We start from the raw sequence: 26,117 nt of genomic DNA on the forward strand, positions 1-26,117 counted from the left end.
AGGCCGGAACTCCCCCTGAAGGCGGCGACGATGACCCGTAGGAACGTGACCCGTATTGCCATCGCCACGCTCGTGGCCTGTACTTTCTTCGCGACCTCCGCATGCGGCATGAGTGGTGGCGCCGGGGACGTGAAGGAGGGGGAGAAGACCGGCAAGGTGGCTGGTCAGATCACGTTCCGCACCCTCCAGTTGAAGCCCATGTTCATCTCGTACGTCCAGGGCGTCATCGACGCGTTCGAGAAGCAGTACCCGGACGCGAAGGTCAAGTGGGAGGACGTCCCGGGGGACGGCTACAACGAGAAGATCGTCGCCGACGCGCAGGCCGGGGCCCTGCCCGACGTGGTCAACCTCTCCACGGACTCCTTCCAGCTCCTCGGTGACCGCGGCATGCTGGCCGACGTCGCCAAACTCGATCCCGAGGTCGCCAAGGACTACGTCCCGGGCGCCTGGGAGCAGTTCAAGCTGCCCGGCAAGGGCGACGGCGTGTACGCGTACCCCTGGTACGTGACCCCGGAGATCCTCACGTACAACAAGGAGCTCTTCGAGAAGGTCGGTCTCGACCCGGCGAAACCGCCGACCAGCGTCGAGGAGTTCTTCGACTGTGCCGAGCAGATCGCCGCCAAGTCCGGCGGGCAGTTCTCCGCCTTCATGGCCGACCCCAAGGGCCGGCTGCCCGGAGACTGGCAGAAGATGGGCGTGCCGATCCTGAACGAGAAGCAGGACCGGTTCACCTTCGACAGCGACAAGGCCGTCGCATGGGTCGAGCGGATGAAGGACCTGTACGACAAGGGCGCCATGCCCAAGGAGTCCCTGCTCAAGTCGGACGACATCAACCAGCTCTACGGCGGCGGCAAGATCGTCTTCGGTCCCGGTTCCCCGGGCTTCGTCAGGGACATCAAGCAGAACGCCCCGCAGATCTACGGGAACACGCAGGTCGCGAACGCCGTCACCGGGCAGCTCGGCCACATCGGCATCTACGCCCAGTCGCTCGGCATCAAGAAGGACAGCAAGCACCTGGACGCGGCGACCGAGTTCGCCAAGTGGATCACCAACGGGCCCAACCAGGTGGAGTTCTCCAAGAAGGCCACCATCTACCCGTCGAACGCCGTAGGCCTGGCCGACCCGTACTTCTCCGACAAGGGCGACGGCAAGGACGCCGAGACGCTGGCCCGCGCGGTCGGCGCCGAGCAGCTCAAGAGCGCCGCACTCGACGCCAACACCCCCGTCCAGTGGACCAACCAGGTCGGAGACGCGGTCGTGCGCGAGATGCAGAAGGCCATCAAGGGCGAGCAGGACGCCGGGACCGCGGTGAAGAAGGCCCAGGAGGAGGCCAACAAGCTGCTCGCGAAGTCGGCGCAGAAGTGACGGGCGCACCGGAGAATGAGCCCCGTCGCAGCAGAGCCGAGGGGGCGGAGCAGGGCAAGCAGGCCGAGCCGAGCAACCGGAGCAAGCCGAGCAAGCAGGCGAAGCTGGCCAAGAAGGCAATGGAGGCCATGGAGGCCGAGACGGGACTGCGCCACCGCAAGTGGTGGACCCCGTACCTCTTCCTCGCCCCGGGCCTGGTGATGGTGACGATGTTCAGCCTCTGGCCGTTCGTCAACACCGTGATCCTGTCCTTCACCGACGCCCAGATCCTGCGCGGCGGCGGGTTCGTAGGCTTCGACAACTACACCCGCGCGTTCGCCGATTCCGACTTCTGGGTCGCCACCGGCAACAGCGTGCTGTACCTCCTGGTCGTCGTCCCCTGTCTGGTCTTCCTGCCGCTGGCCCTCGCCGTCCTCGTACAGAGAGAGGTCCCCGGGATCGGCCTCTTCCGCTCGGCGTTCTACACCCCGGTCATCGCCTCGGCCGTGGTCGTCGGCCTCATCTGGCAGTGGGTGCTGCGCAGTGACGGCCTGGTCAACACGCTGTTCCAGAAGCTCAGCATCATCTCCGAGCCGATCCCGTTCCTGACCGACAGCACCATGCTGCTGGTCTCCGCGATGATCGTGACCGTGTGGAAGGGCCTCGGCTACTACATGGTCTTCTACCTGGCGGCCCTCGGGAACGTCTCCACCTCGCTCTACGAGGCCGCGGCGCTCGACGGCGCGGGCCCGGTCCGGCGCTTCTTCAGCATCACGGTCCCCCAGGTGAAGCCGATGATGCTGCTGGTCGGCACGCTGTCGGCCATATCCGCGCTCCGCGTCTTCACCGAGATCTACATCCTCGGCGGCGAGAGCGGCGGTCCCGGCGGCGGCGCCCGTACGCTGCCCTTCCTCATCCGGCAGGTCGGCCTCGGATTCTCCGGCGAGACCGGTTACGCGGCCGCCATCTCCATCCTGTTGTTCCTCCTGACGCTGGTCTTCAGCCTGCTGGGCCGCCGTCTGTCGAAGGGAGAGCTAAGTTGAGCACCCTCTCCTCCTTCGGGAGCAGGGCGGGCAAGCGCGTCGGAGCCGACGCCCGGCGGTACTGGATCGGCCTCGCCGGCCGGTACGCCACACTCCTCCTGGTGCTCGTGATCATGCTCGGGCCGATCGTCTGGCAGTTCTTGACCTCGATCCGAGGCCGCACCGAGAACGTGTACGACGGCGTGCTGCCCTCGCAGCCCACCCTCGACAACTACTTCCGGGTCGCGGAATCGTTCCCGCTCTTCCAGTACGTCGGCAACACCCTGACGGTGGCCCTCCTCGCCATCACCTCGAACATGCTGTTCGCGGCCATGGGCGGTTACGCCCTCTCCCGGGCCGCCTGGAAGGGCCGCAAGACCGTCTTCACCGTGCTGGTGGCGACGCTGATGTTCCCCTTCGAGTCCGTGATGATCTCGATGTTCCTCACGATCCGCGAGATGGGCCTGGTCGACTCCCTCATCGGCGTCTGGCTGCCCGGCGCGGTCTCGGTCCTCAACATCATGATCATGCGTTCGGCCTTCCTCTCCGTACCCAAGGAGGTCGAGGAGGCCGCGGTCCTCGACGGCGCGAACGAGTGGACCCGCTTCACCCGGGTCTTCCTCCCCGCCGCGAAGGGCGCCCTTGCCGTCGTCTGCATCACCAGCTTCATGGGCGCCTGGGACGACTTCCTCTGGCCCCTGCTGGTCCTGACCAACAGCGACAACTACACCCTTCAGCTCGGCCTGAAGACCCTGGCCGGCGCCACCACCGTCAGCGACCAGCGGATCATCGCCGCCGGGGCGATGGCGGCACTGATCCCGATGATGCTCCTCTTCTTCGCCCTCCAGCGTTTCTTCTTCAAGGGCGTCGGCGAGGGAGCCGTCAAGACCTGAGCGAGCCGGTCCCAGCCCTCCGCTCGGTGCACGCCCACCACCACCTCTCCTGGAGGAGCCGTCATGCACGACGACCGCAGCATCACCGAACACCGCCTCCGCCGTGTCCTCAAGGAGCGCATCAAGCCTGCCGTCCACTCCCGCTCGGTCCCGCTGACCGTCGAGCGCTGGGAAGCCCCCGGCGAACCGGTCCCCGTGGCCGAGGGCCTGGCGGCCGCCTACGAGCCCTGCGCCGTCGGCGACCCGTGGGGCCCGGCCTGGGGCACCACCTGGTTCAAGATCACCGGCGCCGTGCCCGCCGACTGGGCCGGACGCACCGTCGAGGCCGTCCTGGACCTGGGCTTCGACCGGATGATGCCCGGCTTCCAGTGCGAGGGCCTGGTCCACCGCGCCGACGGCGGGGAGATCAAGGCGCTCAACCCGTACAACGACTGGGTGCGCGTCGCGGACTCCGCGGCCGGCGGCGAGCACATCGAGTGGTACGTCGAGGGTGCGTCCAACCCGATCCTGGTCGACCACTCCGTCACCTACGAGGGCGACAGGCGCACCAGCGGCGACCAGCCCCTCTACCGGCTCGCCCGGATGGACCTCACCGTCTTCGAGACCGAGGTCTGGGAACTCGTGCAGGACCTCGAAGTCCTCTACGACCTGATGATGCAGCTCGACGAGGGCAGCGCCCGGCGCTACGAGATCCTGCGCGCCATCGACTCCGCCCTCGACGCGGTGGACCTGTGCGACGTCGCCGGCACGGCCGCCACCGCCCGCGCCGCGCTCGCCGGGGCGCTCGCCGCCCCCGCCAACGCCTCCGCACACCGGATCAGCGCGATCGGCCACGCCCACATCGACTCCGCCTGGCTGTGGCCGCTGCGGGAGACCGTCCGCAAGGTCTCGCGCACCGCGTCCAACGTGGTGGGCCTGATGGACGAGCACCCCGAGTTCGTCTTCGCCATGTCGCAGGCGCAGCAGCTCGACTGGATCAAGACCTACCGGCCCGAGCTCTTCGAGCGGGTCAAGAAGAAGATCGCGGACGGGCAGTTCGTGCCGGTCGGCGGCATGTGGGTGGAGTCCGACACGAACATGGTCGGCGGCGAGGCCATGGTTCGCCAGTTCCTGTACGGCAAGAAGTTCTTCATCGACGAGTTCGGCATCGAGACCAACAACGTCTGGCTGCCCGACTCCTTCGGCTACACCGCCGCGATGCCGCAGATCGTCAAGCTCTCCGGCTCCAAGTGGTTCCTCACCCAGAAGATCTCCTGGTCCCAGGTCAACAAGTTCCCCCACCACACCTTCTGGTGGGAGGGCATCGACGGCACCCGCGTCTTCACGCACTTCCCGCCCGTCGACACCTACAACTCCGACCTCGGCGGAACCCAGCTGGCGCACGCCGCCCGCAACTACCAGGAGAAGGGCCGGGGTTCGCGGTCGCTGGCCCCCTTCGGCTGGGGCGACGGCGGTGGCGGCCCCACGCGCGAGCAACTGGCCCGCGCCAAGCGGCAGAAGGACCTCGAAGGCTCCCCGCGGGTGGAGATCGAGCGGCCCGACGCGTTCTTCGAGAAGGCGCACGCCGAGTACGAGGACGCGCCCGTCTGGGCCGGGGAGCTCTACCTTGAACTGCACCGCGGTACCTACACCTCCCAGGCCAAGACCAAGCAGGGCAACCGGCACAGCGAATCACTGCTGCGCGAGGCCGAGTTGTGGGCGTCCACGGCCGCGGTGAAGGTTCCCGGGTACGCGTACCCGTACGAGGACCTGGAGCGGATCTGGAAGGTCGTCCTGCTCCACCAGTTCCACGACATCCTCCCCGGTTCCTCCATCGCCTGGGTGCACCGCGAGGCGCGCGAGACGTACGCCGCGGTACGGGAGGAGCTGCTCGCGATCACCCTCGCGGCGCAGACCGCACTGGCGGGACGGGGCGAGGAGCGGCTGGTCTTCAACTGCGCCCCGCACACCCGGCGCGGGATCCCGGCCGGCGGGGCGGGCCTGCCGGCCCGGGTCGTCCGGCCCGTCACGATCGAGGAGCGGCGGGGCGGCGGACACGTGCTCGCCAACGGGCGCCTCCGTGTGGAGATCGACGACCGCGGCCTGATCGTGTCGGCGTACGACCTGGAGGCCGACCGGGAGTCGGTCGCGCCGGGCCGGGCGGCGAACCTGCTCCAGATCCATCCCGATTTCCCGAACATGTGGGACGCGTGGGACATCGACGAGTTCTACCGCAACAAGGTCACCGACCTGGTGGACCTGGACGCCCTGGAGGTCGCCGAATCCGCCTCCGACCGCGCGACGGTACGGGTCACCCGCTCGTTCGGCTCCTCCACGGCCGTCCAGTCCGTCACCCTGAGGGCGGACGCCAAGACCGTGGACATCGTCACGGACGTGGACTGGCGCGAGACGGAGAAGTTCCTCAAGGCGGCCTTCCCGCTGGACGTGAAGGCCGAACGCTCCGCCTCCGAAACGCAGTTCGGGCACGTCTACCGTGCCACCCACACCAACACCTCCTGGGAGGCGGCCAAGTTCGAGATCTGCGCCCACCGCTGGATCCACGCGGAGGAACCGGGCTGGGGCGTCGCCGTCCTCAACGACTCCACCTACGGCCACGACGTGACCCGCGACATGCGCCCCGACGGCGGCCAGACCACCACCGTCCGCCTCTCGCTGCTGCGGGCCCCGCGCTACCCCGACCCGGAGACCGACCAGGGCGCGCACACCCTGCGCTTCTCGCTCGCCCCGGGCGCGGCCATCGGCGACGCGGTCCGCGAGGGCCACGGGCTGAACCTGCCCGAGCGGGTGGTCACCGGCGGCGCTCCGGTCGCTCCGCTCGTCGCGGTGGACAACGACGCCGTAGTCGTCGAGTCGCTCAAGCTGGCCGAGGACCGCAGCGGCGACGTCGTCGTCCGCCTCTACGAATCCCGCGGCGGCCGCGCGCAGGCCACGTTGGCGGCGGGCTTCCCGCTGTCGGCGGCGGTCGAGAGCGACCTGCTGGAGCGCCCCTTGGAAGGAACCGCCGTCGGCGGCCCGTCCCCGGACGGCACGGTGGCCCTGACCCTGCGCCCGTTCCAGATCCTCACGCTCCGCCTGCACCGCGCCTGACCCGGCCTCAGCCGCCCCCGGCCCGTCCGTCCGGGCCAGGGGCGGCCTGCGGGGCGCGCGGGCCGCGGCGCGGATCGTGATGTCCGGCGGCCAGCGCCCGGCGCAGCTCGGCCAGCCGTTCGGTCTGCGGCGGTACGTCCAGTGAGCCGAGGATGTCGAGCGCCTCCACCGGGTCGATCCGCCCGAAGAAGTCGTGGTGGCTGCGAAGTACGGCCCGGAACACCGCGTGGTGCAGGGCGGGGGTGCGGGCGGCGGCTCGGTAGGTGGCGACCTTGCTCGACCACGGCACCGGACCCGAATGTTCGAGCACCCGTCGCGCCCTGCGCAGCAACGGCTCCGGGGCGCCGGGGAGCAGCCGTTCGCGGTCGTTGCCGAGGACCTCAGCGAAGGCCTCGTCGGCGGTCCGCGGGGTCTCGAACCAGTCGAACCAGAGCGAGGACGTGATCGCGTCGTGCTCGCGCACGGCCTCCAGTCGGTGCCGATAGCCGTCCCACAGCGGTTCCCGCGGGAGCGGCCCGTGCGGCCCCAGGTGGGCCGTGTGGATCTGGTCGGTCACCAGGGGGTGCCAGCCGAGCAGGTCCTGCAGTCCCAGTGCGACCCGCAACCGGCCCGCCAGGTCGAGGCGTTCGTCGGTGAAGGCCATCGAGCCGAGCCCTTCGCACAGCTCGTCCCGGGTGAAGGTCCCGGCGGGCGGCTCCGCGTCGTACCAGGTGTCGGGGCCGGTCTGGGTGATTCCGTCTTCGGCGAGCCACCGCCGGGCGACCTCGACGTCGGGGAGCTCCGCTAGGAAAGCCGAGACGGCCGCCGTGAACTCGGCGGGGGAGCAGGCGTGCACCAAGTGGCCCACGGGGATTGTGGTCAGCCGGGCATCCGGTACGCGGCGGACCAGCTCGGCGACGGCCTCCTCGGGGACGTGGCTGGTGGGGCCGCCCGCGACTACCAGGGTCGGAGCCGTGATCCGGTCCAGGCCGGCCGCCCAGGGCGGGTCGGGCCGGTCGAGCTGGGGTCTGACGGCGAGCACCATCGCCCAGTCGAAGCGCAGCTCGCCCTCGGGACGGACCAGGGCGGCCGGCTCACGGGGGAGCGGCGCAGGGGAGTCCTCCAGCACCAGGCGTACCACCCGCCACGGGCTGTGCTGCGCGACCAGCTGGGCGACGATTCCGCCCAGCGAGTGGCCGACCAGGTCCACCCGGTCCAGGCCGAGGGCGTCCATGAACCCCAGCACGTCGTCCCGCATGAGAGTGAGGGAGTACGCGGACGGCCACGTACTGGCGCCGTGGCCGCGCAGATCGAGCGCGAACACCCGCCGCTCCCGGCTGAGTTCCTCCCGGACCCGGGACCAGTCCGCCGAGGTCTCTCCCAGAGCGGGCAACAGGAGCACTGGCGGGATGCCGTCGGCCCTCCCCGAGACCTCGTACGCGATCCGCACCCCGTCGCCGCCCACCGCCACCGCGTCCCGTCCAGTCACCGGAGCGACGGTACCGGCGGCGGGGTCAGGCCTTGAAGGCGCCCAGGGCGCTGCCCCGCAGCCAGTCGTCCCAGCTCAGGTTCCAGTCGCCGTAGCCGTTGCCGAATTCGTCCATCGGCTTGCCCGTCGTGCCCGTCACCTCGATGACGTCTCCGACGCTGCTCTGCTCGTACAGCCACTTCGCGTCGGCGGCCGACATGCCGATGCAGCCGTGGCTGACGTTGGCCTTGCCGAAGGACTCGGCGTTGTCGGGCGCCGCGTGGACGTACTCGCCGCTGATCGTCTCGCGCATGCTCCATTCGTACCGGCCGTAGAACCCGTCCGGGCTCGTGCGCGGGATCCCGATGGTGAGGGAGTCCATCAGCACCGTGCCGTCCTTGCTGAGGATCGTCTTCACGCCCTCGCGGGTCTTGAACCGGTCCTCGCCGCCGCTGACCGGGATCGTCCGCACCGGCTTGCCGTCCTTGACCAGCGTGAGGGTGTGCGCGGCGAGGTCCACCCGGCTGACCAGGGCGGAGCCGATCGTGAAGGTCAGTTTCCGGTCCCCGGTCGCGGCGGTGCGCGCGTCCAGCTTCACCCCCGTGAGACGGGCGTCGAGGGAGACCTCGGTCCCCGCCGGCCAGTACTCCTTCGGGCGGAAGTGGAGGTGGGTGTCTCCGTTGCTCTCCGCCCAGTGCCAGGCGCCGACGACCCCGGAGGAGGTCCTGATCTCCACCCGGCCCTCGATGCCGGCCCGCAACTCCGGGTCCACCTTCTGGTTCTTGAAGACGATCGAGACGGGCTGGCCGATGCCCACGGTCGAACCGTCCGCCGGGGCCACCACCGGCCGGACCCGCTTGGCCGGGTTCTCGAGCAGCAGGGCCTCGGGAGCCGGGGAGCGGGTCGGGTCCGGGGCGGCGGTCGGGGTCGGGGTGCTGGAGAGGGGCCGGGAAGGCGGCTCGGACACGTCCGCGGCCCCGGCGGCGCGCGCGGCGCCCTTGCGTCCGATGCGGTCGGTGTCCGACTCGGCGGCGCCGCAGGAGGTGATCAGCGCGGCCGTGGTGGTGACGGCGGTCAGGACGAGGGCAGCACGGAGCGCGGCGGCGGGAAAAGCGGGCATTCCCCAATCCTTTGCCATCTCTTGGGTGGTGAGCTCCGCCACAAGTCCCGGCGGGCAGGGCCTTTGGTCCCGGGAGTGGCGGGCGGATGCGGGCGGATACGGCCGCCGGAGCCCCTCGACCCGTTTTGCACCTAGTTGCAAAATAAGCGCCCGCTCAGCTAGAACAGCTTCAACACCCCCGCGCGAGGAGGCGCCCCCTCATGAGTTCCCAGAGCCGGTACCCGCACCTGCTGAGCCCCCTGGACCTCGGCTTCACCACCCTGCCGAACCGCGTGATCATGGGCTCCATGCACACCGGCCTCGAAGAGCACGAGCGCGGCTTCGAGCGCCTCGCCGCCTTCTACGCCGAGCGCGCCCGCGGGGGAGCCGGTCTGATCGTCACCGGCGGCATAGCCCCGAACGACGCCGGCCGCCCCTTCGAGGGCGGCGCCCGCCTCACCACCGAGGAGGAGGCCGCCGAGCACCGGGTGATCACCGAGGCCGTGCACGCCGAGGGCGGGAAGATCGCGATGCAGATCCTCCACTTCGGCCGCTACGCCTACCACAAGGACCTGGTCGCACCCAGCGCGCTCCAGGCCCCGATCAGCCCCTTCGTCCCGAACGCCCTGACCGACGCCGACGTCGAGCGCACCGTCGAGGACTTCGTCCGCGCCGCCCGCCTCGCCAAGCTCGCCGGATATGACGGCGTCGAGATCATGGGCTCCGAGGGCTACCTGGTCAACGAGTTCATCGCCGCCGCCACCAACAAGCGCACCGACCGCTGGGGCGGCGCGTACGAGAACCGGGTCCGCTTCCCGCTGGAGATCGTCCGGCGCACCCGCGCGGCCGTGGGCGAGGACTTCATCCTCATCTACCGGCTCTCCATGCTGGACCTGATCCCCGGCGGCTCCACCCTCGACGAGGTGGTCCACCTCGCCAAGGAGGTCGAGGCCGCGGGCGCCACCATCATCAACACCGGCATCGGCTGGCACGAGGCCCGCATCCCCACCATCGCCACCTCCGTCCCGCGCGGCGCCTACACCTGGGTCACCAAGCGCTTGATGGGCGCGGTGTCCGTCCCCCTCGTCACGAGCAACCGCATCAACACCCCGGAGATCGCCGAGGAGTTGCTCGCCGACGGGCGCGCGGACCTGGTCTCGCTGGCCCGCCCCTTCCTCGCCGACGCCGATTTCGTCGCCAAGGCCGCCGCGGGCCGCTCCGAGACCATCAATACCTGCATCGGCTGCAACCAGGCCTGCCTCGACCACACCTTCAGCGGGAAGATCACCAGCTGCCTGGTCAACCCGCGCGCCTGCCACGAGACCGAACTGACCCTCTCCGCGACCCAGTTGAAGAAGCGCGTCGCCGTCGTCGGAGCCGGTCCGGCCGGTCTGGCCTGCGCGGTCTCCGCCGCCGAGCGCGGCCACGCCGTCACCCTCTACGAGGCCTCCGCCCACATCGGCGGCCAGCTCGACATCGCCCGACGCGTCCCGGGCAAGGAGGAGTTCGAGGAGACCATCCGCTACTTCGGCACCCAGCTCGCCGAGCGCGCGGTCGAGGTCAAGCTCAACACCCGCGCCGACGTGGAGATCCTGCGCGGCTACGACGAGGTCGTCGTCGCCACCGGAGTCACCCCCCGCATCCCCGACATCGAGGGCGTCGACGGACCCAACGTCGTCAGCTACCTCGACGTCCTGCGCGACGGAGCCCCCGTCGGCGAGCGCGTGGCCGTCCTCGGCGCCGGCGGCATCGGCTTCGACGTGGCCGAGTACCTCACCGACAGCGGCGAAGGCGCCTCCCAGGACCCCGAGGTCTACTTCCGCCACTGGGGCGTGGACACCGCGTACACCGGCCCCGGCGGTCTCGCCGCCCCCGAACGCCCGGCCCCGCCGCGCCGGGTGCACCTGCTCCAGCGCAAGACCACCAAGGTCGGGGCGGGCCTCGGCACCACCACCGGCTGGATCCACCGCGCGGAGCTCAAGCACCGCGGTGTCGTCTCGGTCGCGGGGGCCACGTACGACCGCATCGACGCCGAGGGCCTGCACATCACGGTCGACGGCGAGCAGCGCCTCGTACCCGCCGACACGGTGGTCCTGTGCACCGGCCAGGAGCCGCGCCGCGACCTGTACGAGGCCCTGCGCGCGGCCGGGGTCGAGGCGCACCTGATCGGCGGCGCCGACGTGGCCGCCGAACTCGACGCCAAGCGGGCCATCCGCCAGGGTACGGAACTGGCCGCCTCGCTCTGACCGACGGGGTGTTGTGGCGGCCCGGACCGGGCCGCCACAATCAGTCGGTGACGTTGACACCGGCAGACGCGGACAAGATCCTCTCCGACAATTTCGCCCCCTGGGTACTGGCTCTGGGCCTCACCGTCCAGGAGACCGGGGACCGGCACGCCGTGCTGCGGCTGCCCTGGTCCGACACCCTGGCCCGGGACGGCGGGGGCCTCTCCGGGCAGGCCCTGATGGCCGCCGCCGACACCGCCACGGTCATCGCGATCTCGGCCGCGCGCGGGGCGTACGGCCCGATGACCACCGTCCAGCAGTCCACCAGCTTCCAGCGGCCGGTGGTCGGCGCCGACGTACTGATCGACGTACGGATCACCAAACTCGGCAAGCGGATGGCCTTCGCCGACATCACCATGACCCCCGAGGGCGCTTCGGAGCCCGCCGCGAAGGCTTCCACGGTCTACGCCCTGCTCGGATGAGCTCCCTGCGGGGGAACAGGGACTTCACCGTCTTCTGGCTCGGCCAGGGCCTGTCGGTGCTCGGCGGTTCGGTCTCCTACGTCGCGCTGCCGCTGTTCGTCCTCCATGTCACCGGCTCGGGCTTCCAGATGGGCCTGGTGACCGGGCTCGGCGGAGCCGTCGCCATCGCGGCGGGCGCCTTCGCGGGCCATGTGGTGGACCGGGTGGACCGCCGCCGGCTGATGATCGGCTGCGATCTCGCGCGGGGGGTGCTGCTGTGCTCCGTACCGCTGCTGTGGGCGCTGGGCGGGTCCGGGGTCTGGCTGCTGTACGGGCTGACCGCGCTGGTCGCCGTACTCAAAGCGCTCTTCGACGTGGCGTACGTGACCGCCGTGCCCGCCCTGGTGGACCCCGCCGACCTGGCCGCCGCCAACGGGCGGATGATGGGAAGCTTCGCCGTCGGGACCATGGCCGGGCCGCTGGTCGCCGGAGCCCTGGTCGCCGGTGTGGGCGCCGACTGGGCGCTGGCCCTGGACGGGGCCACCTTCCTGGTCTCGGCGGCGAGCCTGGGGTGGGTCCGGTTCGCCGCACGCGGGGCGGAGCCCGTCGAGGAGCCGAAGGGCACGAAGCTGCGCGAGGGGTTCGTCGTCGGCTTCCGCTTCCTGTGGGCCGACGCCCTGCTGCGTCCGCTGACCGTCCTGCTCACCCTCCTGACCTTCGTCACCCTGGGCTCCACCGACCTGCTGATCTTCCGGATCACGGAGGAACTGGGGCGCGGGGAGGAGTCGGTGGGCTACGTGATCGCCGTGAGCGGCATCGGAGTCGTCGCGGCCGCCCTCGCCGCCGGGCCGCTGCGCCGGGCGCTCGGGTTCGGAGCGTGCTGGCTGGGCTCGACCGCCCTGATCGGGGTGGCCCTGGCGGTGATCGGGACCGGACGCAGCCTGCCGGTGATCGCGGTGGCGGCCGTCCTCTTCATGTTCGGGCTGACCGTGGGCGCGGTCTGCTCCATGACCCTGCGCCAGGAAGTGACCCCCGGCCACCTCCTGGGCCGGGTCACCTCCGCGTTCTGGACGGTGCACAACGCCTCGGGGCCGGTGGGGGCCGCGCTGCTCATGTGGCTGGCCGTCCGCCACGGGGTGCCGGCGGTGAGCCTGGCCGCCGGGACGCTGTGCCTGCTGATCGCCGGCTCCGGGCTGCTGACACCGCTGCGGGGGAGCGGGCCCGGCGCCGCGAGGGGGCCGGTCGCCGGGTCGGGGGCCTCCTCCGTCAGCGCGCCGCGCCGACGGCCGCGGCCGGGCCGACGCCCGTGAGGGACTCCGCCACGGCCCAGAGGCGGGCGTTGGCCGCCGGGTCCAGGGCCCGACGGGTGATACGGGCCTGCGTGCTGGGGCCGACCAGGCCGAAGCGGCCACCCGGGCCGTAGTAGCCGCCGGCGGTCGCCTCCGGGCTGGTGGCGGCGTCGAGCAGCGGCTCGGTGCCCGGCCCGACCTCCTGCTTCGGTAGGAAGTCGACCCGGCCCAGCATCCGGTGCGTCCGGGAGGGCCGGCCGGTGAGCAGGCTCGCTCCGGCGGTCTGCAGGTTGGTCTTCGTGTACCCGGGGTGCGCGGCCGTGCTGCGCAGCGGCCAGTCCTGCTCGGCGGCCAGGGCGGCCAGGTGGCGGGCCATCATCAGGTCGGCCAGCTTCGACTGCGCGTAGGAGAGCATCGGGCTGTAGCGCCGCCGCTCCCACTGGAGGTCGGCGAAGTCGATCCGGCCGAAGTTGGCCGTGCCGCTGCTCATCGTGGTCACGCGCGGGGCGGGGGCCGCGAGCAGCGCGGGCAGCAGCCGAACGGTCAGGGCCAGCGGGCCGAGGAAGTTGCTGCCGAACTGGAGCTCGAACCCGTCGGAGGTGGTCATCCGGGCCGGCGGGGCCATCACTCCCGCGTTGTTGACGAGGAGGTCGAGCGGGGTGCCGTCGGCGATGATCCCGTCGGCGAACGCCTCGACCGAGGCGAGGTCGGCCAGGTCGATCCGGCGCACCTCCACCCGGGCCCCGGGGTGGCGGGCCAGGATCTCGGCGCGGGCCAGGTCTCCCTTGGCGGGCGTACGGACGGCGAGCACGACGTGGGCGCCGGCCTCGGCGAGGCGGCGGGCGGCCTCCTTGCCGGTGCCGCTGTTGGCGCCGGTGACGACGGCGAACTTTCCGGACTGGTCGGGGACGGCGTACATGGCGTGCTCCTCGGAGGAAGACGTGGTGACTGGCGTGGTGACTGGTCGGACGGCTGTCCGGACGGCTGTCCGGTCGACCGGCCGGCGGATAAGAGACCGGCGGTCTGTCCGCTTCTTCCGAAGCTAGCAGACCGGCGGTCTGATAACAACAGACCGCCGGTCTGTGCACTCTGTAAGCTGTCCGTGTGCCCACGACCACGAACTTCCAGCGCGCCCGCAGCGAGGAGCAGCGCGCCGCCCGCCGCCGGGCGATCCTCGACGAGGCCGCCGCGATGCTCGCGGAAATGCCGGTCGCCCAGGTCACCCTGAACGAGCTCAGCCGCCGCGTCGGCCTGGCCAAGTCGAACGTGCTGCGCTACTTCGAATCCCGCGAGGACGTCCTGCTCGAACTCCTCGGCAGCGCGTCGCGCGAACTCGTCGACCACCTCGACGGCGCCCTTGCCGAGGCCGTGGACACCGCCCCGCCCTCCGAGCGCCCCGACCGCCTCGCGGCGTGTCTGGCCCAGGCGCTCGTGGACCGCCCGGTCCTGTGCGACCTGATCAGCGCCCAGGCCGCCGTGCTGGAGCGCAACGTCTCCCCGCAGGTGGCCGCCCAGTACAAGCGGGCCGCCATCGCGAGCGCCGGAGCCCTGGCCGAACGGGTCGCCGCGCACCTGCCGGAGCTGGGCACCGCGGACGCGTTCCGGTTCGTCGCCGGCACGATCATGGTCACCGGGGCCGTGTGGGCCCACGCCCACCCCTCGGCCGCCATGCTCGCCGCCTACGAGGCCGACCCCGCGCTCGCGGTCCTGCGCCTCGACTTCGGCGTCACGCTCCGCGAAACGCTGGAAGTCCTGCTCTCCGGGCTGCTGGCGCGCGCGTAGGGACCGGCTCTTCGGTCCTTGGGCCACGGAACCCGCGAAAAAACCCGCCGACGGCACGAAGGTGCCGTCGGCGGGTGTGGTGCGCGGGTGCGGCTCTCAGCGGCTGCCCGAGCCGCTGCCCGAGGGGCTGCCCGGGCTCAGAAGCGGCCGGGCCCGCCCGACGGGAACGGCAGCGGCTTGGCCGGCGCCGAACCGGGGCCCGAACCCGATCCCGACCCCGGTCCGAGTTCTGCCGGGCTCCCCGCGGCCCGGCAGGTCAGGTCCTTGGCCGGGAGCCGGCCCGTGACGAGGTACTCGCTGACCGGGGCATTGACGCACGAGGTCGGATCGGCCAGGTAGGCGCCGTGGCCCTCCCCGCCCAGGGCCAGGATCATCCGCGAGCCCTTCAGCGCCCGGTGCATGCCCAGGCCGCTGGCCAGCGGGGTCTGCGAATCCCACTCGTTCTGCACGGCCACCACCGAGGCCCTCGTCCTCATCGGGGTCGCCGCCTCCAGGGGCCGCTGCCAGAAGGCGCAGGGCTTGATGTTCGAGGCGAAGTCCCCGTAGAGCGGGTACGCGGCCTTGTCCTTGACCGCGTCGCGCCGGTACCGCTCGGGATCGCGCGGCCAGTCGGCCGTGTCCCCGCAGACCACGCTCCAGAACACGGCGGTCCCGTTGTCCGAAGCGGGCTCGGCGCCCCCGGCGGCGGTCGCGGAACCGGTCGCGGATCCGCCCGCCAGGGCCTTCTTCATGTCGAAGGCCGCGGGGCCGCCCGGCTTCCCGTCGGCGGCGTCCTTCAGTGCCGCCACCAGCGGAGTGACCTGCGCCGGGTAGAAGAACAGGCCGCGCGCGCGGCGGATCTCGTCACCGGTGATCTTCTGCCCCTGGAAGACGATCGGATCCCGGTCGGCCCTCGCCACCAGCTGCCAGAATGTCTCGGACACCTTGGCCGGGCTGTCGCCGAGGTGGTACTCGCCCGAGCGCTCCGCCGCCCAGCGCGTCCAGCGCGCGAAGGCGGGCTCGGCCTCCGTGGCCCAGACCTGGATCATTCCGCGCCAGATCCGGTCGGGGTCGACCCCGCTGTCGAGGACGAAGCGGTCGGTGCGGTTCGGGAACATCTGCGTGTACACCGCGCCGAGGTAGGTCCCGTACGAGTACCCCAGGTACGAGATCTTCCGCTCGCCCAGCACCGCACGGATGGTGTCCATGTCGCGCGCGGTGTTGCGAGTGGTGATGTACGGGAGTACCGATCCGGCCTTTTCCCGGCACTTGTCGGCGACCGTACGGGCCCACGCGACATCGGAGGGGAAGGTCTCGGGCCGGTAGGCCCGGTCGAACTCCTGCTCCGCGTCGGTCAGTCCGCAGGTCACCGGGGTGCTGGCCCCGACCCCGCGCGGATCGAAGCCGATCATGTCGTACTGCTCGCGGACCTCCTTGGGCATCGACTCCCCGATGTACAGGGGGAGATCGAGCCCGCTGCCACCGGGCCCGCCCGGGTTGAGCAGCATGATCCCGTGCCGCTTCGCGGGGTTCTCGCTCCTGACCCGGGATATGGCGAGGTCGATCAGCTTCCCCCGGGGCCGCCGGTAGTCGAGCGGCACCTTGATCGTGGCGCACTCGTACGAGGCCGTCTGATCGGGGCTGCAGCGGTGCCACGCGGGCTGCTGGCGCTGGTACGCGTCGGAGGTCGAAGGCTCGTCGGCAACGGGAGCGGCGATTGCCTGAGCGGCGGCCATCAGGGGCACGGAACTCGCCAGGAGCGCGGCGGTGGCCAGTAAGGATGCCAGTCGTTTCTTTCGCACGAAGAGCCTTTCCTTCCAAGGGGGTTGGTCCCGCGATCCACCCTCCTGCACCCGCCGCCCGTCCGAATCATCCCGTGGTGCCAGCCGCCATGGGCCTCACGAACGAGCCGTAATCCGGACAACTGGCCGACACGCGCACTGCGGTGGCACGGCCGGTCCCATAGCAGCCCTTCGGGGCGTTGCCCGGATGTTTGTCCATTCGTGATGGGGCTTGGGAAGGGGCGCCGCAACGGGCGCTAGCGTCCCGGGAGACCAGGGACCGGGACCGCTCCCGGTCCGCGCAGCAAGGAGGCACAGTGCCGTCTATCCGTCGGTCGGCCGTCGGCAGCATGTCGGTCGCTTCGCGACACGTGATGGGTACGGGCATCGTCATCGGAGCCCTGGCCCTCACCCTGATCGCGCTGTTGATTCCGGTGCGGAGCTTCGGCGGCAGGGTCGCCGAGGCGGCCGCGGCTCCCGTCGCCGCCCCCGACGACGACGGCGCCGGGATCACGAGCACGGCCTTCGGGCCGCTCACCCCCCAGGACCGCGACTTCGTCCGCAAGGTCCGGCTCGCAGGGCTGTGGGAGCTGCCCGCGGGGCGGCAGGCCGAACAGCGCGGCACCAGCCCGGCGGTTCGCATGGCGGGGGACCACCTGGTGGAGGGGCACACCGAGCTGGACCGCCGGGTCCGGGAGGTCGGCCAGGCGCTCGGCCTGCCGCTGCCGGACCGCCCGTCCGATCAGCAGCAGGCCTGGCTCGACCAGTTGGACCGCGCCCAGGGGTCCGCGTACGAGCGGCTGTTCATCCAGCTGCTGCGCCGGGCGCACGGCAAGGTGTTCACGCTCGTCGCCCAAGTGCGGGCGCAGACACGGAACTCCATGGTCCGTGAGCTGGCCACGGACGCCAACGCCACGGTCCTGGACCACATCTCGATCCTGGAGGCCAGTGGGCTGGTCGACTTCGACGGCCTCGCGGACGCCGTGCCCGCCGCCCCGACCTCCGCTCCCGCTCCGGCCTCCTCCGCCGACTCCCGTTCGAGGAAGTGAAGTGATCGCATGAGTCGAATGAACCGAATGAACCGAATGAACCGAGCGAGCCGCACCGGTGGTGAAGGCGGTGCGGGCGATGCGGGCCCAGCGGGCCGCGCCGGGCACAAACGCCGCCTGAAGCCCTCGTACAAGGCCCTCGCCCTCGTCTGCGCCCTCACCCTGGGCGGGGGCGGAGTGGTGATCGCCGCTCAAGCCGCCTCCGCCGGCCAGGGCAAGGCGCGTACGGCGCCGGTCATGGCCACCATCGACTGCCCCGACGTGGGCGAGCAGCTGAACGAGGTGCCCGAGCAGGCCCGGCCCGAGGTCGACAAGGAGCTCGCGGGGCTCGACACCCAGATCGCCGACGCCTACCAGCGGCTCGCCACCGGCAAGGCGCAGGGCGGGGCGCTGCTCGGGGAGCTGAAGGGACAGCGGGACGCGACGATCGGCCGGATGTCCGATGCCATCGGACGCACCGCCGCCCGCCCCGACGGGCTGGCGGAACTGAGCGCCTGCACGATGCGGGAGGCTCCGACCGGGAACGACGACGAGGGCCTGGACGGTACGAACGCGCTCGCGGGCCCGGCGGCCCGCTCGGGCTCCGGCTCGCCCGCGAAGGGCGGCCCGGCGCGCGGCGACTTCGTCGCCATCCGCTCCGTGAAGCCGAACGTGCGCACCCCCAAGCCCAAGTCCACCGCTTCCACCGGGTCGTTCGCCGTCCAGTGCGGGCGCAACGAGAACCGGCACCTCAACCCCGACAACGTTATCGTCGCCCCCGGAGTCGGCAACGGCGCCCACCACATGCACGACTACGTGGGAAACAAGACCACGGACGCCTTCTCCACGAACAACAGCCTGGCCGCGTCGGGGACCACTTGCACCAACGGCGACCAGTCCACGTACTACTGGCCCGTGCTGCGGCTGCGCGACGGCAAGGCGGAGAAGGACGCGGGCGCCCCCGGCGGCGGAAAGGACGCCAATGTGGGCACGATCCTGCAGCCCAAGCAGGTGACGATCGCCTTCAAGGGGAGCCCTGCCTCCCGCGTCACGGCCATGCCGCGCTTCCTGCGGATCATCACGGGTGACGCGAAGGCGTTCACCAACGGGCCGGCCAACGCCAACGCCTCGTGGAGCTGCACCGGCTTCGAGGACCGGCAGCTGAAGGACAAGTACCCGATCTGTCCCAAGGGCACCGACGTGGTGCGCACGTTCACCTTCCAGAGCTGCTGGGACGGCAAGAACATCGACAGCGCCAACCACCGCACCCACGTGGCCTTCGCGGCCGCCGACGGCTCCTGCGGATCCGGCTTCAAGGCGGTCCCGCAGCTGGTGCAGCGCATCGTCTACGCGGTGCCCCCGGGCGCGCGCTTCGCGGTGGACAGCTTCCCCGAGCAGCTGCACAAGCCGGTGACCGACCACGGGGACTTCATCAACGTGATGTCGGACGCACTGATGGCGAACGCGGTGCGCTGCATCAACGGCGGGCGTGCCTGCCAGTAGAAGGCCCCCGGGGCGGCGGCCCGCCTCCCCCTTGGCCCCCCGCCGCCCGGGAAACGGTGCCGGTCCGAAGCCCGCTTCGGACCGGCACCGCCTCGTGCGGGGCCGGCGTCGGTATCAGAGGCCGTTGACGCGGGCGATGCGCCCGGCGCCCAGCGGCGGGCGGAAGTCGGCGGCGACCACCCGGGCCCGGCGGCTGCCGCGGGAGGGCCGCAGCCGCACCTGGGCCATCAGCCGGCGGCTGCGCAGGGCCAGCTCCAGTTCGAAACGGGTGCGCGGGTCCCGCAGGCCGGGACCGAAGAGCTTCTCCAGCTGGCGCATGCGGTAGCGGACCGTCTGGGGGTGAACGCTCAAGGCCTTGGCCGCCTCGGGCGCGCCGCCGCCCTCCAGCCAGGCCAGCAGGGTCACTTCGAGCCGCTCGCTCTGGCGCGGGGTCAGGTCCGCCAGAGGCCGCAGCCAGCGTGCGGCGAGCGCGTGTGCCAGCGGCTCGTCCTGGAGCAGCAGCAGGGTGGAGAGGTGGTCGTCCACGTAGACGGCCCGGACGTCCAGACCGGCCCGCGTCGGGGTCAGCGACAGCAGCCGTACCGCCCAGCGCAGGGAGGAGGCGCTGTCGCGCGGCGCGACGGGGTGGCCCACGGCGGCGAACCGGCCGCGCAGCGCGCAGTCCAGCGCGGTGCGCGCCTCCGGGTCCTCGGTCGGTACGAGCAGGCACGGCTGCCCGCCGGCCATGCCGCCGAGGCAGTCGTCGAGGAGGGCGGCGAGTTGCTGGGTCTCGCCGGGGGAGGCGGGCACGATGGCCCGTACGGCCGCGGGCAGCGGCCAGCCGGCCGCGCTCGCCAGGTCGGCGAGCGCCAGATCCGACAGGGGCATGTCACCCGTGAGCACGGCGAAGAGCTCGCGCCGGGCATGCTCGCGGACCGAGCCCGTCCGCTGCGAGGGCACGGCCTTCAGGGGTGGCAACGGCACTGCGGGGTAGGGCTCGTGGGGCGGAGCGGTTGCGGGAGCGCGGGCGGCTCCGGCGTCGGGGCCGTGGCCGCGCTTGCGCGCGGACCGCTCCCGTACCGGCTCCGCCTGTTCCCGCTCAGGATGCTCGTGGTCCGGATGCTCGTCGTCCGCCGGGTGCCGGTCGCCCGGCTCCTCCCTGGCGGCCTCGCGGTAACCGAGGGCGGTGAGCAGGGCCGCCTCCAGCCGCTGTCTGACCAGTTCGGCGTCGGCGTCCTCGACGAGCGCCGAGAATCCCGGGAGGGTTTCCCGCAGCTCCTCCACCATCCCCGCGGCCAGCGTGGGCAGTTCCTTGCGCAGGACCCGGGTCCATTCGCCCCGTGGTCGGGACCAGATGCGGTTCAGAAGTTCGCACATTGTTACCTCGTTCAAGCCGGGGTGTGACGTGCCCCGTGGGAGGGTGGCAAACCTGCCGGGGTCTCCTCCCGCCCCGCCGACGCCATGTCGGCAGGGGAGCCGAGCGCCCCGTACTCCCTCCAGGACCATGCCAACCGCTTGCAGTCCCGCGGCCTCGGCCCAAGCGCCGTCGGGGAGGTACGGCGGCGAACCAGGCGTCAACCCCGTCGCAACCGCACCACTGGAAGGGAATCTTCCGGGGATGTTCGATGCGATGGCTGTGCGAGGGCCAGAAATTATCACGTTTCGATAAATCCCGTGGAGGGGTTGCGAAGCTCCAGGATGCTTCTGCACTCCGGCCCCCGCTCCCGGCCGGCCCGGTGGGCAAGGCCCATCTCCCGCCCGCCGAGGAGCGGTTGCGACGTCCACCCCGGGCGCCGAGCGTGCGGCGGAAGTGCTCGGGCCCGGGCTGTTTGGGAGACCACATGCCCTTGCTCCAGACTCGAACACCACGCTCCCACCGGGCCCGCCGCGCCAGACGCCAACCGGGCGCGGCCCCGGCCGGAGGCCGCCGGGCGGTCCGGCGCCCGCCCCTGCTGTCCGCGGCCGGAGGGCCGCACCCCGCCGCCATGGGCGCCGCGGTCCTGGCAGCCCTCTCCGCACTCGTCGTGTCCGCGCGCGCGGGAGCCCTGACCCACCTGTGGGACTTCCTCGACTACGGGGCGGGCGTCCTCTCGCTCGTCTCGCTCACCGGCACCGTCCTGTGGGGCCTGGCGGCCACCGACCGCAAGTTCCTCGGCTCCCCCCACCGGCTGGCCGCCCAGGGGGCGCACCGCGGCCTCGCCGTCGCCGGACTCGCCTTCCTGGGCCTGCACGTGTGGATCAAGGTCGCCCGGTCCCGGGTCGACACCGCGGCCGTGGTCCTGCCGTTCGCGGACGGGAACCGGCCGCTGCTCATCGGGCTCGGTACCCTGGCCGGATACCTCTTCGTGGCGGTGGCCGTCTCCGGAGCCGTCCGCAGCGCCTTCGCCACCCGGGGCCGCTCGCTGTGGTGGCGGGCCCTGCACGCGGGTGCGTACCCGGCCTGGGGATCCTCGCTCGTCCACGGTCTCAAGTCCGGCCGTCCCGCCAGTGGTTGGGTGACGGTGGCGTACGCCCTGTGCCTGGTCGCCATCGCCGGGGTGCTGGTGATCCGCTTGCGCGCGAAGCTGCGTACACAATCGCGTACGCAGCTTCGCGCCTCGCCCGTCCGGCCGCCCGCCCCGGCACCCGGGGCGCCCCGGGTGCCGGGGCAGGCTCCGCCGCGCAACCCGGCACCTTTCGTGCGCAGGCCCGCGGAATGGGCCGCGGAGCTGCTGACCGCGCGCCTCACCCGCCAGTCGCGCCCCAAGGTGTTCGCCTCCGGCGTGCCCGGACAGCGACAGGCCCCCGGCCCCGGCCCCGACCTTCCCGGTGAGCCGGTCGACGGCGTGCGGGGGCGGCGATGAGCCCGGTGACGCGCCCGGTCCTCGGCTGCGTCGGGCAGCCCAGACTGCTCGCGGGGCTCGACGCCGCGGACCGGATCGACCGCGCCGGCCACCTGGACGTGCACGGCGCGCTGCCTCCGTACCCGCCGGACGGCCTGGTCGGGCTCGCCGAGGACATCGGCCTGGCCGGGCGCGGGGGAGCGGGCTTCCCGTTCGCCCGCAAGCTCCGGGCGGTCATGCGGTCCGCACGCGGACGCGAAGGGCGCGCCGCCGTGGTGGTCAACGCCTCGGAGGGGGAGCCGAGTTGTCTGAAGGACGCCGCCCTGCTGCTGCACGTGCCGCACCTGGTGCTCGACGGGGCCCTGCTGGCCGCCGCGGCCCTCGGAGCCGAGGACGTGGTCGTCGGCGTGACCCGGGAGGACGTGGAACAGTCCCTCGGAGCGGCCGTGGCCGAACGCGGTCCGGTCGGCCGCCGGGTCCGCGTCGTCAGGCTGCCCGAACGCTTCGTCACGGGCGAGGGGACGGCCCTCGTGAAGGGTCTGGACGGCGGGCCCGCCCTGCCGTCGGGACAGAAGGTGCGCACCGCGGAGCGGGGGCTCGGAGGCCTGCCCACCCTGCTGTCCAACGCCGAGACCTACGCGCACCTCGCCGTCGCCGCACGGATCGGCGCCCAGGAGTACCGGACGGCCGGCCTGCCCGCGGAACCCGGAACGACCCTGCTCACCGTCGCAGGCTCGACCGTCGTAGAGGTGCCGCTCGGGACCTCCCTGGCGTACGTCCTGGACCTGTGCGGGACCGCTCCCGGGCAGGGCGTGCTCGTCGGCGGCTACCACGGTCGATGGCTGGCCCCGGCGGCCGCGCGGGAGGCCGCCCTGTCCCGGCGGTCCCTGGCCGCGTACGACGCGGTGCTGGGAGCCGGTGCGGTGCTGCCGCTGCCCGAGGACACCTGTCCGGCCGGCGAGGTGGCCCGGGTCACCCGCTGGATGGCGGACGAATCGGCGGGCCAGTGCGGCCCGTGCGTCCGGGGGCTCCCGTCGCTCGCCGACGCGGTGGAAGAGCTCGTGCGCGGCGGGGGCGGAGCGGCCCTCGAAGCGGTACAGGCGCGGATGCGCGGCGTGCTGGGACGCGGCGCGTGCTCCCACCCGGACGGTACGTCCGCCTTCGTGGCCTCGGCCCTGGCGGTCTTCCCCGACGAGTTCCGCGACCACGCGCTGGGCAGCGGCTGCGGGCGCCGGGTACTGGGAGCGCTGCCGCTCCCGGCCGACGAGAACCCCGAACGCCTCGTCGTGGACTGGACGTTGTGCAAGGGCCACGGGCTGTGCGTGGACCTGCTGCCCGATGTGGTCCGGCTGGACGCGGACGGCTACCCCGCACAGGGGGTCATGCCGGTCCCGGGACGCCTGCGGCCCAAAGCGCTGCGCGCGGTGCGCCGTTGCCCGGCGCTCGCCCTGCGCATTCAGGAATGAACGGGCTGTGCACGGTTTCCTGCGGCCCGAGTTCACGCTTTGGCGCGATCTGATAAATTCCCCGGATTTCGAATGAGGGCGGTCCTTGTGGCCCTATGAATGGCCATGGGAAAACAAGCCGGACGAATCCTGAGGAGAGATCATGGGCAACAGGCTTCATGTGGCCACCGCGACGGGATCAATGGTGGCGGTGCTTCTGCTGACGGCGGGATGCGGCAGCGGCGGGAGCTCCGGCACCCTGCGTACCGTGGATTCCGTACGGCCTGCCGCGGCGGACAAGGCCGCCGGCGACGGCTACGGAAGCGGATACGGCTCCGGCGCCGACCCGGCGGCCGCCTCGGCCCCCGCGGCCTCGGCCCAGGCCGGCGAGCTGGCGGTCCGGGAGGTCGCGGACATCGGATCCGTGGTCACCGACGAGGCGGGAGCGACCCTCTACCGCTTCGACAAGGACACGGCCGAGCCGTCCCGTTCGGCCTGCGAGGGAGCCTGCGCCACGACCTGGCCGCCCGTCCCGGCGCAGGACGCGAAGGCCGCCGCGGGCATCGACGCGAACCTGCTCGGTGCGGTCGAACGCCCCGACGGCATCCGGCAGCTCACGATCGCCGGCTGGCCCGTGTACCGGTACGCGAAGGACGCCAAGGCGGGCGACGCGAAGGGCGAAGGGGTGGGCGGCACCTGGCACGCACTGGCCCCGAACGGCAAGAAATCCATCGACAACAAGGCGGCGGCCGACAAGACGACCGAAGGAAAGGCGCCGGACGGAAAAGCGTCGGACGGAAAAGCACCGGAAAAGAAGGGATCCGACCTCTCCGTGAACGCCGACGCGAAACTCGGAAAACTACTGGTCGATTCCCAGGGCCGCACCCTCTACCGATTCAACAAGGACAGCGCCTGGCCGATGAAATTCGGCTGCCTGGACGCCTGCCTGAACACCTGGAAACCCGCCGCGCCCGTGGACAAGGCGAAGGTTTCCGATATCCCCGCCGGACTCGTCGGATCGGTCAAACGCCCCGACGGAACGGAACAACTGACCATCGACTGCTGGCCCGTCTACCTGTTCACGGGCGACACCGCGCCCGGCCAGACCAACGGCCATGGCAAGCAGGGACTCTGGTTCGCGGTCGACGACGCGGGCAAGAAGATCCCGGCGGCTTCCTGAGGGGGCCGCCGTGCTGCCCGACCCGCCCCACATCGGCGCCCGCCACGTGCTGCCCTGCGCCGTCGTACTGCTCGCCTCCCTGCTCTGCGCGGGGTGCGGAGGATCGGGACCCTCCTCCCCGGCCCCGGCCCCGGCCCCCGCCCGCGTCGCGGGCCCGGCCCCCGCCCCGCTGGACCTGATCGCCGACGCCCTGGGCTGCCGGGCCGAGGTCGTGGTCGAGGCGGAGGAGCTGCGCGAAGGCGCCTGCGAGGTGGGCCCGCAGGCCTACCGGATGGCCACCTTCAGCACCGGCGCCGGCCGTGAGACCTGGCTCGCCGAGTCCCGTGCCTACGGGGGCACCTACCTGGTCGGAGACCTCTGGGTCGTCACCGCCGCCACCCCGGAAGCCCTGACACCCCTCCACGACCACCTGGGCGGCACCCTGGAATCAGGCACCGCCCACACCCCGCACGACCCGGCCGAGTCCCACGAGGCGGGCCACTCCATGTAGTCCCACCGACACCCGGGGCGCATTCCGGCGCCCCGGGTGTCGGTGGTGCACACGTCTTTCCGGGAGGCTGCCCAATGCGGACCGGATCTGTCCGCAAGTCTGCCTACCGTCGTAGTCGTAAGCCGGACGGAACGCCGGATTCCCCATTTGGGGGCCGCCGCACGGCACCGGGGCGCGAAGCGCCCGAGGGTGACGTCGACCGCATGTCCGGACCCCCACGTACGACCCGCAGGAGAGATCCCCATGTCGAAGAAGAGCCCCACCGACGAGCCGACCCGCCGCGAGCCCGCCCACCGCACCGTCGAAAGCCCGGCCGGCCGGATCCACCTGGTCGAGCAGGGTTCCGGCCCGCTGGTGCTGCTCCTGCACGGCTTCCCGGAGTCCTGGTACTCCTGGCGCCACCAGCTGCCGGTCCTGGCCGACGCGGGCTACCGTGCGGTCGCCATTGACATCCGCGGCTACGGCCGCTCCTCCAGGCCCGCCGCGATCGACGCGTACCGGATGACCGAACTCGTCGCCGACAACCTCGCCGTCGTCGAGGCGCTCGGGGAGAAGTCCGCGATCGTGGTCGGGCACGACTGGGGATCGGCCATCGCCGCGAACTCCGCGATCCTGCACCCGGAGGTGTTCCGCGCGGCCGCGATCCTCTCCATCCCCTTCGTCCCGGCGGGAGGTCCGCGGCCGAGCGAGATGTTCGCGCACATGGCGCCCCCGGAGCTCGGCGAACACTACATGTCCTACTTCCAGCAGCCCGGCCGCGCCGAGGCCGAGATCGAGCCGGACGTACGGGGCTGGCTGGCCGGCTTCTTCGCCGCCCTGGCAGCGGACACCCAGCCCGGCCCCGACCAGGCACCGCCCCAGTTCGTCGCCCCCGGCACCGCGATGCGCGACCGCTTCCCCGCGGCCCGGCCCGAGTTCCTCACCGACGAGGTACTGGACCGCTACGCGGGCGAGTTCGAGCGCACCGGCCTGACCGGCGCCCTCAACCGCTACCGCAACATGGACCGCGACTGGGAAGACCTCGCCGAGATCCACGGCGCCCCGCTGACCGTGCCCTCACTGTTCATCGGCGGCGGCCTGGACGCCGTCGTGCAGATGCTCGGCCGGGCCATCGACGCCTACCCCCACACCATGCCCAACCTGCACGGCACCCACATCCTCGACGGCGCCGGCCACTGGATCCAGCAGGAACGCCCCGACGAGGTCAACAAGGTCCTCCTCGAATGGCTCGGCGCCCTGAACGCCTGAGCCGGCCGCCGAC

20 protein-coding genes are annotated in these 26,117 nt (G+C 71.9%); 15 read left to right on the forward strand and 5 right to left on the reverse strand.

Annotated features, from left to right (window positions below):
- The first annotated feature begins 30 nt into the window (after nt 1-30).
- The 4 genes from AC3IYJ_RS34145 (at nt 31) to AC3IYJ_RS34160 (ending at nt 6,346) form a co-directional block, all read left to right on the forward strand.
- Nucleotides 31-1,365, forward strand: coding sequence for an ABC transporter substrate-binding protein (locus tag AC3IYJ_RS34145; RefSeq protein ID WP_489398365.1), 1,335 nt, complete (start codon nt 31-33; stop codon nt 1,363-1,365).
- Nucleotides 1,366-1,484: 119 nt separating this feature from the next.
- Nucleotides 1,485-2,387 carry a carbohydrate ABC transporter permease gene (locus tag AC3IYJ_RS34150; RefSeq protein WP_489403021.1) on the forward strand — a complete coding sequence of 301 codons (903 nt, stop codon included), beginning with the start codon at nt 1,485-1,487 and terminating at the stop codon, nt 2,385-2,387.
- Nucleotides 2,384-3,259, forward strand: coding sequence for a carbohydrate ABC transporter permease (locus AC3IYJ_RS34155; protein WP_489398366.1), 876 nt, complete (start codon nt 2,384-2,386; stop codon nt 3,257-3,259). The genes AC3IYJ_RS34150 and AC3IYJ_RS34155 overlap by 4 nt, the downstream gene beginning before the upstream one ends.
- A 63-nt stretch (nt 3,260-3,322) precedes the next feature.
- The gene (locus AC3IYJ_RS34160; protein WP_489398367.1) at nt 3,323-6,346 is read left to right on the forward strand and encodes an alpha-mannosidase; all 3,024 of its coding nucleotides are present in this window, start codon (nt 3,323-3,325) and stop codon (nt 6,344-6,346) included.
- 7 nt (nt 6,347-6,353) lie between these two features.
- Here AC3IYJ_RS34160 and AC3IYJ_RS34165 read toward each other — a convergent pair whose 3' ends face one another.
- Entirely contained in the window at nt 6,354-7,814 is a 1,461-nt protein-coding gene (locus AC3IYJ_RS34165; protein WP_489398368.1) for an alpha/beta fold hydrolase, read from the reverse strand.
- 25 nt (nt 7,815-7,839) lie between these two features.
- A complete protein-coding gene (locus AC3IYJ_RS34170; protein WP_489398369.1) occupies nt 7,840-8,913 on the reverse strand; it encodes a L,D-transpeptidase in 1,074 nt (357 codons plus the stop codon).
- Nucleotides 8,914-9,113: 200 nt separating this feature from the next.
- Here AC3IYJ_RS34170 and AC3IYJ_RS34175 point away from each other — a divergent pair, with 200 nt between their 5' ends.
- Genes AC3IYJ_RS34175 through AC3IYJ_RS34185 form a run of 3 tightly spaced genes read left to right on the forward strand, consistent with a single transcriptional unit; the run spans nt 9,114 to nt 12,888 of the window.
- Nucleotides 9,114-11,138 (forward strand): oxidoreductase, encoded by a 2,025-nt coding sequence (locus AC3IYJ_RS34175; protein WP_489398370.1) that lies wholly within the window; start codon nt 9,114-9,116, stop codon nt 11,136-11,138.
- A gap of 47 nt (nt 11,139-11,185) precedes the next feature.
- Nucleotides 11,186-11,599 carry a PaaI family thioesterase gene (locus AC3IYJ_RS34180; protein WP_489398371.1) on the forward strand — a complete coding sequence of 138 codons (414 nt, stop codon included), beginning with the start codon at nt 11,186-11,188 and terminating at the stop codon, nt 11,597-11,599.
- Entirely contained in the window at nt 11,596-12,888 is a 1,293-nt protein-coding gene (locus AC3IYJ_RS34185; RefSeq protein ID WP_489398372.1) for an MFS transporter, read from the forward strand. Before AC3IYJ_RS34180 ends, AC3IYJ_RS34185 begins: the two co-directional genes overlap by 4 nt.
- Here the strand turns inward: AC3IYJ_RS34185 and AC3IYJ_RS34190 are convergent.
- Complete coding sequence (locus tag AC3IYJ_RS34190) at nt 12,845-13,786, reverse strand: SDR family oxidoreductase (RefSeq protein WP_489398373.1); 942 nt, start codon at nt 13,784-13,786, stop codon at nt 12,845-12,847. The two genes, AC3IYJ_RS34185 and AC3IYJ_RS34190, sit on opposite strands and share 44 nt — an antisense overlap.
- A gap of 185 nt (nt 13,787-13,971) precedes the next feature.
- On the opposite strand from AC3IYJ_RS34190, the gene AC3IYJ_RS34195 reads away from it, so the two are divergent.
- Nucleotides 13,972-14,649, forward strand: a complete 678-nt coding sequence (locus AC3IYJ_RS34195; protein ID WP_489398374.1) for a TetR/AcrR family transcriptional regulator — start codon at nt 13,972-13,974, stop codon at nt 14,647-14,649.
- Between the two features lie 137 nt (nt 14,650-14,786).
- Here the strand turns inward: AC3IYJ_RS34195 and AC3IYJ_RS34200 are convergent, their stop codons facing one another.
- Nucleotides 14,787-16,430, reverse strand: a complete 1,644-nt coding sequence (locus tag AC3IYJ_RS34200) for an alpha/beta hydrolase (RefSeq protein WP_489398375.1) — start codon at nt 16,428-16,430, stop codon at nt 14,787-14,789.
- Nucleotides 16,431-16,726: 296 nt separating this feature from the next.
- Between AC3IYJ_RS34200 and AC3IYJ_RS34205 the strand changes: the two genes are divergently transcribed.
- Both AC3IYJ_RS34205 and AC3IYJ_RS34210 read left to right on the forward strand, forming a co-directional pair.
- A complete protein-coding gene (locus AC3IYJ_RS34205; protein WP_489398376.1) occupies nt 16,727-17,458 on the forward strand; it encodes a DUF4142 domain-containing protein in 732 nt (243 codons plus the stop codon).
- Nucleotides 17,459-17,494: 36 nt separating this feature from the next.
- Nucleotides 17,495-18,940, forward strand: coding sequence for a DUF1996 domain-containing protein (locus AC3IYJ_RS34210; protein WP_489398377.1), 1,446 nt, complete (start codon nt 17,495-17,497; stop codon nt 18,938-18,940).
- Between the two features lie 114 nt (nt 18,941-19,054).
- Here the strand turns inward: AC3IYJ_RS34210 and AC3IYJ_RS34215 are convergent, their stop codons facing one another.
- Nucleotides 19,055-20,296: a PucR family transcriptional regulator gene (locus AC3IYJ_RS34215; RefSeq protein ID WP_489398378.1), complete on the reverse strand. Its 1,242-nt coding sequence runs from the start codon at nt 20,294-20,296 to the stop codon at nt 19,055-19,057.
- 464 nt (nt 20,297-20,760) lie between these two features.
- Here AC3IYJ_RS34215 and AC3IYJ_RS34220 point away from each other — a divergent pair, with 464 nt between their 5' ends.
- The 5 genes from AC3IYJ_RS34220 (at nt 20,761) to AC3IYJ_RS34240 (ending at nt 26,104) form a co-directional block, all read left to right on the forward strand.
- Nucleotides 20,761-21,762: a hypothetical protein gene (locus AC3IYJ_RS34220; RefSeq protein ID WP_489398379.1), complete on the forward strand. Its 1,002-nt coding sequence runs from the start codon at nt 20,761-20,763 to the stop codon at nt 21,760-21,762.
- On the forward strand, nt 21,759-23,207 hold the full coding sequence (locus AC3IYJ_RS34225; protein WP_489398380.1) for an NADH-ubiquinone oxidoreductase-F iron-sulfur binding region domain-containing protein: 1,449 nt from the start codon (nt 21,759-21,761) through the stop codon (nt 23,205-23,207). The genes AC3IYJ_RS34220 and AC3IYJ_RS34225 overlap by 4 nt, the downstream gene beginning before the upstream one ends.
- Nucleotides 23,208-23,349: 142 nt before the next feature.
- A complete protein-coding gene (locus AC3IYJ_RS34230) occupies nt 23,350-24,366 on the forward strand; it encodes an SCO0930 family lipoprotein (RefSeq protein ID WP_489398381.1) in 1,017 nt (338 codons plus the stop codon).
- 10 nt (nt 24,367-24,376) lie between these two features.
- The gene (locus tag AC3IYJ_RS34235; protein WP_489398382.1) at nt 24,377-24,856 is read left to right on the forward strand and encodes a hypothetical protein; all 480 of its coding nucleotides are present in this window, start codon (nt 24,377-24,379) and stop codon (nt 24,854-24,856) included.
- A 243-nt stretch (nt 24,857-25,099) separates the two neighbouring features.
- Complete coding sequence (locus tag AC3IYJ_RS34240) at nt 25,100-26,104, forward strand: alpha/beta fold hydrolase (protein WP_489398383.1); 1,005 nt, start codon at nt 25,100-25,102, stop codon at nt 26,102-26,104.
- Nucleotides 26,105-26,117: the final 13 nt, after the last annotated feature.

The organism is Streptomyces sp. GL_140 (assembly GCF_057834465.1).